The 7,525-nt window shown below is 71.5% G+C and carries 7 protein-coding genes; 1 reads left to right on the top strand and 6 read right to left on the bottom strand.

What is annotated here, in order from left to right; all coding sequences use genetic code 11:
- Positions 1 to 11: 11 nt before the first annotated feature.
- Both WH07_RS22015 and WH07_RS22010 read right to left on the bottom strand, forming a co-directional pair.
- Positions 12 to 923 carry a hypothetical protein gene (locus WH07_RS22015; protein WP_046502745.1) on the bottom strand — a complete coding sequence of 304 codons (912 nt, stop codon included), beginning with the start codon at positions 921 to 923 and terminating at the stop codon, positions 12 to 14.
- A gap of 10 nt (positions 924 to 933) precedes the next feature.
- Positions 934 to 1,326 carry a hypothetical protein gene (locus WH07_RS22010; protein WP_046502743.1) on the bottom strand — a complete coding sequence of 131 codons (393 nt, stop codon included), beginning with the start codon at positions 1,324 to 1,326 and terminating at the stop codon, positions 934 to 936.
- Between the two features lie 116 nt (positions 1,327 to 1,442).
- On the opposite strand from WH07_RS22010, the gene WH07_RS22005 reads away from it, so the two are divergent.
- The gene (locus WH07_RS22005) at positions 1,443 to 5,183 is read left to right on the top strand and encodes a CHAT domain-containing protein (RefSeq protein WP_079023440.1); all 3,741 of its coding nucleotides are present in this window, start codon (positions 1,443 to 1,445) and stop codon (positions 5,181 to 5,183) included.
- Positions 5,184 to 5,426: 243 nt separating this feature from the next.
- Here the strand turns inward: WH07_RS22005 and WH07_RS22000 are convergent, their stop codons facing one another.
- The 4 genes from WH07_RS22000 to tmk form a co-directional block, all read right to left on the bottom strand.
- A complete protein-coding gene (locus WH07_RS22000) occupies positions 5,427 to 5,609 on the bottom strand; it encodes a hypothetical protein (protein ID WP_046502738.1) in 183 nt (60 codons plus the stop codon).
- 69 nt (positions 5,610 to 5,678) lie between these two features.
- On the bottom strand, positions 5,679 to 5,993 hold the full coding sequence (locus WH07_RS21995; RefSeq protein ID WP_046502736.1) for a MazG-like family protein: 315 nt from the start codon (positions 5,991 to 5,993) through the stop codon (positions 5,679 to 5,681).
- Between the two features lie 34 nt (positions 5,994 to 6,027).
- Positions 6,028 to 6,846, bottom strand: coding sequence for an endonuclease/exonuclease/phosphatase family protein (locus WH07_RS21990; RefSeq protein ID WP_046502733.1), 819 nt, complete (start codon positions 6,844 to 6,846; stop codon positions 6,028 to 6,030).
- Positions 6,843 to 7,481: a dTMP kinase gene (gene tmk, locus WH07_RS21985; RefSeq protein ID WP_046502730.1), complete on the bottom strand. Its 639-nt coding sequence runs from the start codon at positions 7,479 to 7,481 to the stop codon at positions 6,843 to 6,845. Before tmk ends, WH07_RS21990 begins: the two co-directional genes overlap by 4 nt.
- Positions 7,482 to 7,525: the final 44 nt, after the last annotated feature.

Genomic DNA, 7,525 nt, shown 5'->3' with positions numbered 1-7,525 from the left:
CGCCCGCCCCGTCACCCGGCCTTCCTGAACAGCTCCGACATCCGGCCTCCCACCCCATGGCCCAACACCGCCGAGTCCGCCCCGATCAGGCCGACCCGCTCGGCCAGTTCCTGGACATGGACATCGACCGCGGCCTCGATGAGTTCGGCGAACGCGTCCAAGGCGTCGCGGGCGCGGGAGCGGGCGACGGCCGCGCAGCAGACGGCGACTACGGCAGCTGGCCACCACCAGCAGGCGAGCAGGGCGTAGCCCATGGCCCAGGCGGCGAGGCGGGCTGCGGCGGCGAAGGAGTCGTGGGTGGACTGGATCTGGCGTACGGCGGGTTCGGGGAGAATCAGCCACAGCCGTGGCCAGAGGGCGGCGAGGTCCACTCCGTAGGTGGTGTGAACGCGCTCCGCCGTCGCTTGGACGCGGTCTCCGTACCAGGTGGGGCGCGTCGGTTTGCACAGCGCGACGCGGTCGCGGGCCTCGGCGAGGTTCTCGATGCGCGCCCGGACGTCCGGCGGGGCCGACGGGTGGCCGTTGGGCGCGGAGATGCCCTCGTGGGCCTCCGCGTACTGCGTGTCCAGGTCCCGCCACCTGCGGGTGCGGTGGGCGGTCAGGGCACGGGATAGCGGGTCGCGGCCGAACCGGAGCCAGTACCGCTCGATCGCGCTGCCGAGGAACTGCGCGGTGAGTGATGCCGCGGTCGCGGCGAGCAGGACGAGAGAAACCAGGAGCGCGGCGGTACCGGCACGGTCGAGGGCGGGTCGGGTCGCGAGGTCGTCCAGCGTGGTGTGCAGCCGGTCGATGTCGTGCCAGTGGCGGTGTCCCAGGGTGGTTGCGACGGCCGTGGCGGCGAGGAAGAGGGCGCCGGGTAGGACCAGCAGATTCAGCCAGCGTTCGGCGAGTTTGCCGCCCAGAGTGGCGAGGAGAGGGTTCATACCGGCGGGTTCACTGGCCGGGGCCCAGACGGCGCTTGTGCATACGGGCGCCGTTGACGGCGCAGGGCGGGGCGGGGAGCAGGTCGCGGGCCCGTTCGACCCGGGTGCACTGGACCGGTCCTGGACATACAGCCACCTTGATGTCGTGCGAGATGCCGGGGATTCTTGCACTCCGGGACTCGTTGACCAGGCCCCGTGCGTCTCCGGATCGGCGTAGCGCCATGTCCAGGTCGCGGTAGCAGGTGGCGAGCTCGTCGGCGCTCGCGCCCGACCGCAGTAAATCCCTTGCTCGCTCGGCCAGATCCCGGACGTCGCGGTCCTCCATGTCATCGGGCGAGCCGAGCAGGGCGCACACCGCCGCGGCCCGACCGTCGGCGTGAGGGGAGGGGGCGGATGCAGTCATGGTTCAAGTGTGCCGGAGATCAAGCGGAGTTGAGCATGAGTTGACATGCTGTCGGGAGCGACGTTGGGGGTGACGGCTTGAGGTACGACCGGGACTGGTTTCTTCAGGCGGTTCGTGTGCGTCTCGACCGGGCCGGGACGGCGGACGGGCGTGTGGACGCGGACGTGGTGTTCGGCTCCGCTGCGGATGCCGAACTGCGGGGACTGCTGCGGACCTGCGACACAAGGGCCGACATGGAGGCCCGGCACGCGGCTGGCTGGTTGTGTGTCGCGCGTGCGATGGCCGACCCCGGGCACCGTGGCGCCGTACACGGGTGCATGGCAGGGACCCTGCTCTACCCGGTGTGGGTCGCCGGTCCGGCGTTGGTGCCGCCGCAGTTGGCGGCGGGCTACGAGGCCAACGATCCAGTCATCCACCCCGACCCGGCGAACGCGGACGGTCCCCACGAGTGGGCGGCCCAGGCCGCCGCGTTCGAGATCGTGGCGCAGGGGCGGCAGCACAGCCCGCCGCCGGGCGCTTCCGAGTCCGTTCGCAGGCTCCACGAGATGGCCGTACTGCTGGACACCATGTCGCCCTCGCGCGATGCTCAGGTCGCCACTGCGATCGGGCTCGCCAGTCTCGCGGTATTCGCGACGCCGGAGTACGACCCCTGGTTCCCGGGCCGGCTCAGAGGTGCCTTTGACCTCATGACCCTCACGGGGGCGACGTGGCCGTTCGGGCACCGGCCCGACGCGGATCCGGTCCGGTTCGTCCGCGGTGCCCTCAGGCGGATCCCTGCTGCCTCCCCCGAACGGGTCCTCGTCCTCGACGGTCTGGGCCGCCTGGTCCTGGACCGGTACCTTGAGTCACACGACGCCGAGGACCTGCACGAGGCGGTGGGCATCGCGCGGGACGTACTGGCCCAACTGCCGCCCGGCCACCCGCATCTCCCCCACGGCTTCGGCGGCCTGGGACAGGCGCTGGTGCTGCTGCGGCAGGTGGAGGGCGCGACGCCCGAGCAGTGCAACGAGGTGGTGGACGTGTGCCGCCGGGCCGTCGACGGCCACCTGAAGGGACCCGCGGCGGCCGGGCACGACCTGGGCATGGCGCTCGTTCTCAGGGCGCACCACACCGGCCGGGTGGCGGATCTGGACGAGGCGATCGCCGTGTTCACCGATGCGCTGCGGGTGGCAGGGAATCAGGGAGAGACAGCCGCCCTGCGCAACGCTCTGGGCAATGCCCTGCGTGCCCGCTCCGTCGCGACCGGCTCCCAGGCCGATCTGGACGCAGCACTCGGTTTCACCGGCCTCTCCATGGCATCCTCGGAGGCGGCGGACGGCCCGCAACTGCCGCTCATCGCCCCCGCGATGATTCTGTACAACCGCTACCTGCGCGACCCGAGGGCGAACGGGGCGGATCTGGACGAGGCGCTGCGCCAACTTCGCCGGGCCGAGAAGCTCATGGCACCGGACTATCCGGACCGTCCTGCGGCACTCGACGACCTCGGTCTGGTGCTGATGGCCTGTTTCCAGCGCTCCGGGAAGCTGGAGGAGTTGAACGGGGCCGTACAGTCCCATCGGGAGTCGGTGGCCCTCACCCGGAAGGGGCACGGGTCGCTGGGTCTGCGGCTGCTCAACCTCGGTGCCGCGTTGAGTCTGCGGCACCGGCTGACCGAGGACGGCGACGACCTGCGGGAGGCCGAGGCGTGCCGGCTCCGGGCCGCCGAGCTCCCGGGCATGGGCCGCGCGCACGAGGCGGCGCTGGCGAGCTCGACCGGGCTCAGTCTCATGGCGGGCGTCGAGCGTGCCCCCGACCCCGTTGCCCGGCTCGACGAGGCGGTGCGGCTCCTGGGGCAGGGGCTCGCCCTCACTGCGGAGGGCGATCCGATGCTGCCCCGGCGCCGCCACAACCTCGCCGTCGCCCTGCTGATCCGCATCGCGAAGACGATGCGGATCGACGAGGTACGTGAGGCACGCGAGCTGGCCGACTCGGTGATCGCGGCACTGCCTCCTCACTCCCCCGACCTGCCCAGTGCCCTCACAGTAGCCGCGAACGCACGGCTCCTGACCCCCCGCACTCTGCTGTCGTCGGCCGCCCAGGACGAGGTGGTCGAGCTGTACCGCCGGGCGGTCGAGGCCACCCCGTCCGGCCACCCCACACGCACCCAGCGCCTGGCGAACCTGGGCAGGACCCTGCGCGGTGTGGGGCTCCGCCGGCGTCGCCGTCAGGCCGATCTGGTCGAAGCGGCCGAGCGGTTCCGGGAAGCAGCCCTGGAGCAGCAGTGCGCGCCCGCCCTGCGCCTGGACGCCGCACGGGACTGGGGTGAGGTCCGGGCAGAGTTGGGTGACTGGGTCGGCGCCCTGGACGGCTATGTCGTGGCGGTCGATCTGCTGCACTCCGTCGCGCCCCGCCATCTCGTCCGTGAAGACCAGGAGTTCCTGCTGAGCCGTACCGTCGGGCTGGGCGCCGCCGCCGCTGCGTGCGCGGTGCGCTGCGGCCGGCCCGGACTTGCGGTCGGCCTGCTCGAACAGGCGAGAGGCGTGATCCTCTCCCACGCCTTCGACGCCGACAGCGATCTGACCCGGCTCCGGGAGACCGCGCCCGGCCTCGCCGACCGCTTCGAAGAGCTCCGGGAGGTCCTCGACACGGCGACCGACAACCTGGGGCCCCTGCCGGAGGAACCGCCCGGCCCTGTCGACGCCCGCGCCGATGTACGGCAGCGACTGGCCGCCGAGTGGCGCGACCTCACCGCCCGGATCCGCGCCGAGCATCCCGAACTGGGCCTGCTGCGGCCCGTGCGGGACTGGGACGAGGGCGAACTGCGTGCCACCGCAGCCGCAGGCCCGGTGGTCCTGGTCAACGTCTCCCCGTACGGCAGTCACGCCCTGGTCGTCACCGAGTACGCCATCGACGCCGTACCGCTCCCGGATCTCGACCAGAAAACGACGGCAACGCGCCGGCGGACCTTCCAGGACGCGCTCGTGCGCATCAGCGCACCGGAATCCTCGCGCAAGCAGTCCCAGCGCGCGCAGCAGGACGTACGGGAGACCCTCGCCTGGCTGTGGCGGGCGGTCACCGGCCCGGTCCTGGAACGGCTGCCCGGGGCGGCGCGCGTCTGGTGGTCTCCCGGCGGCCTCCTGGGCACACTGCCCCTGCACGCGGCGGCCCCTGCGGACACCGACGCCGTTCCCGGCGCCCTGGACCGGGTGATCTCCTCGTACACGCCGACCCTGCGAGCCCTGCATCATGCCCGTCTGCGGGCCGCCCGCCCGGCGGGCGGCGGGACCCTCATCGTCAGTGTCGCCGAGGCCGCCGGACAGGCCGCGCTCCCGGGCGCCCGCAGCGAGGCCGACCATCTGGCCCGCCTGCTTCCCGGGGCGGAGCTGCTGGCGGACGCAGCCGCCACCCACTCCGCGGTCGTGTCGGCCCTGCACCGGCACGCCTACGCCCACTTCGCCTGCCACGCCCTAGGCGACCTGGAACGCGCCTCGGGCAGCCGGCTCGTCCTGCACGACCACGCCGAACGCCCGCTGACCGTCCGCCAGTTGGCCCGGCTGCGGCTGCCGTCGGTCCGGCTCGCCTACCTGTCCTCCTGTGACACCCTGGTCACCAGTCCCGAGCTCGCCGACGAGGCCGTCCACATCGTCAGCGCCTTTCAGATGGCGGGCTTCCCCCATGTCGTTGGCTCCCTGTGGCACGTCGACGACGTGATCGGGAGGGAGGTAGCGCTCGGCGTCTACGACGCCCTGGACCGGCGCGACGGCACGCTCGACGTCGCCCGCACAGCCGAGGCCCTGCACGGCGCCGTACTCACCCTGCGCGCCGCCTATCCCCAGACGCCCAGCCTGTGGGCATGCCAGATACACGCCGGACCCTAACCGCCCGGTTTGAGGGCAGCGGCCGCCCCGAACAGCAGTCCACCTGGGTCTGTGAAGTCCAAGGCACCGAAAGCACCTCACAGGACGTCGTACGTGTCGGCTATCGAGTGGAGGTACGGGACGGCATCGGAGAGCACAATCTCCGGACATGGCGCGAGGTGGCCGAAGAGCACGACCGAGGCAACACCCAGCACGCTGCCCTGGCGCCCGCGATCGGCCCGCTCCTCGTCACTGCGTTGCCGGTCACGTTGCCGCGCCGCGTCCCGCGCGGTCGAGTTCCGTCGGCAGGCCGGCGAGCTGGCGGCGCAGCCGGAGCAGATCCGTACGGGTCAGCGGGTCCAGGACGGAAGTGTTCACCTCGGAATCCAGCACGTCATCGACCATCCGGTCGATCTCCTGCTGGTCGAGCTGCCGCAGCAGCGCCACGATCTGCTCCCGGTCCAGCGGACGGGACTCCTCTACTGGCCAGGCAGCGGAATTCGCTGCCGCGGCCGGTCAGACGGTGGTCAGCGAACGCTGAGCGATGTGCGCGAGGTGGTTCTCGAAGACTGTCGGTGCGTCGGAGGTGAGGCCGACGAGGGCGACCATCCCTGTGAAGATGACGCCGCACAGCTCCTTCTCGACGTCGTCCCAGGTGTGAGTCGATCCAAAGGCCGCTCCATGAATGGCTTCGGCGACCTCACCGTTTTCCTCAGTGACTTTGAGTACGCGCAGCAGCCTGACGGTGTCCGGCGGCAGCCCCAGATCTTCGGCCGAGTGGTCGAGCCATCGTGTGAGCCGTTCGACGGTGGTCCAGCTGCTGTGGTCCATGCGCTTCTCCGAGGGTGCTGATGCGTGCCCGGGGTCAGAACAGTGCGCTCTGGTCCGGTGCGGTGGTCGGGTCGGACACTAGCAAGGCCGGGGCAGGCGGCAGGGCGAGTTGCAGGGACAGAGCCGAGTGGTCGGTGAGCCGCTCGGGTCCCGTGCGTACGTCGTGCAGGTAGGTGCATGCGGTGACCGAGCCGCCGAGGCTGGCAGTGACGTGGGCGTGATCGTAGCGGTAGCCGTCGCCGGTCTTGCCGACCCAGGAGTACTCGGCGGCGTCAGGGTGGATGCGGCGGAAGGCGTCAACGTATCCGGCGTCGCCGAGCCAGGTGTAGAAGCTGTACTCGAAGGGCCGGAAGAACGGGTACCGCGGCCGGTGCGCGGGCTCCAGGAGGTTGAAGTCCCCGATCACCAGCCGGGCGGGCCGCGTGCTGCCGGCGGGGAGGGCTGCCCGGCATTCTGCGAGGAAGTCCCGTTTGCGGGCGGTCTTTGCCGGCGTGGCATCCCGGGAGGGCACGTAGAGGCCGGTGATACCGAGCGGGCCGTCCGCGGTCTGCACCGTGACCGAGACGGCGCGGTGCGGGAGGTAGCCGACCTTGGGGCCGACTTCTTCGGTGGCGAGGCGGCTGACGATCATGACGCCGCGCTCGCCGCGCTCCGGCCGGGGGAAGACGACCGCATACCCGGCGGCTTCGAACCGGTGGGCGAGGAGCTGGCAGCCGGCGCTGTCGGCTGTCTCGGTGAGGACGAGTACGTGTTCGGGGCGGGCGGCCAACCAGACGAGCTGACGTTCGGCGCGTTCCCTCGACGGGTTGTTGAGGTTGAACGTCAGCACGCTTGTGTGGGGCTGGTCGGTCACGGTCGGTCCCTGGTGCGCAGTGCGGTGATCTCGGCCGCGGCGGTGCGGGCGAGGGTGCCGGGGTCGGCGGTGGTCGCGTCCAGTTCTCGTACGCGCACGCCGATCCCACGGAGGAATGTAGCGGCATCCGCGTACAGGGTGTGCTCGATGTGGCTGCTGTGCGGTATGCGTTCGTACCGGCTGTGGGCTCCCCGGCAGGCCAGGCGGGCCGCGATGGTGTCGGGGTCGGCGATGAGGAGGAGTGCGAGGTGCGGCAGGCGGGCGTGGCGGTTCAGGTCCCAGATCACGTGCGGGTCGAGGCCGTCCATGCGCTGGAGGACCAGGGAGGAGGCGATGTAGCGGTCACACAGCACGATCTCGCCGCGCAGCAGGGCGGGGGCGATCTCGGTGGTCAGGTGCTGGTACCGGTCGGCGGCGATGAGGCAGGCCATCGGCATGCCCCGGTACTCCTCGGTGCCGTGGCGGGCTAGGTTGCCCAGCGGCGTGTCGGTCGGTTCCCGCGTGGACCAGACGGCCTCTCGGCGGGCTCGGAGTTCGGTGGTGAGCGCGGCGACCATGGTGGACTTCCCCACAGCGCCCGGTCCGTCCACCGATATGAGCAGGCCGCGCCGGGTCTTGGCGGGTGGGGCGGTCACGAGGTCACCAGGGGCAGGAGGCGGTCTCTTATACACAGCTGACG

The sequence above is a fragment of the Streptomyces odonnellii genome, from assembly GCF_000981895.1.
Taxonomy (GTDB): Bacteria; Actinomycetota; Actinomycetes; order Streptomycetales; family Streptomycetaceae; genus Streptomyces; species Streptomyces odonnellii.
The sequence above is the reverse complement of the archived record's forward strand: the minus strand, read 5'-3'. Positions and strand labels throughout refer to the sequence as shown.

Coding starts and splice junctions, on each gene's coding strand:
- WH07_RS21995 (WP_046502736.1), bottom strand. CDS start 5,993: ATGGACCACAGCAGCTGGACCACCGTCGAACGGCTCACACGATGGCTC.
- WH07_RS22010 (WP_046502743.1), bottom strand. CDS start 1,326: ATGACTGCATCCGCCCCCTCCCCTCACGCCGACGGTCGGGCCGCGGCG.
- WH07_RS22015 (WP_046502745.1), bottom strand. CDS start 923: ATGAACCCTCTCCTCGCCACTCTGGGCGGCAAACTCGCCGAACGCTGG.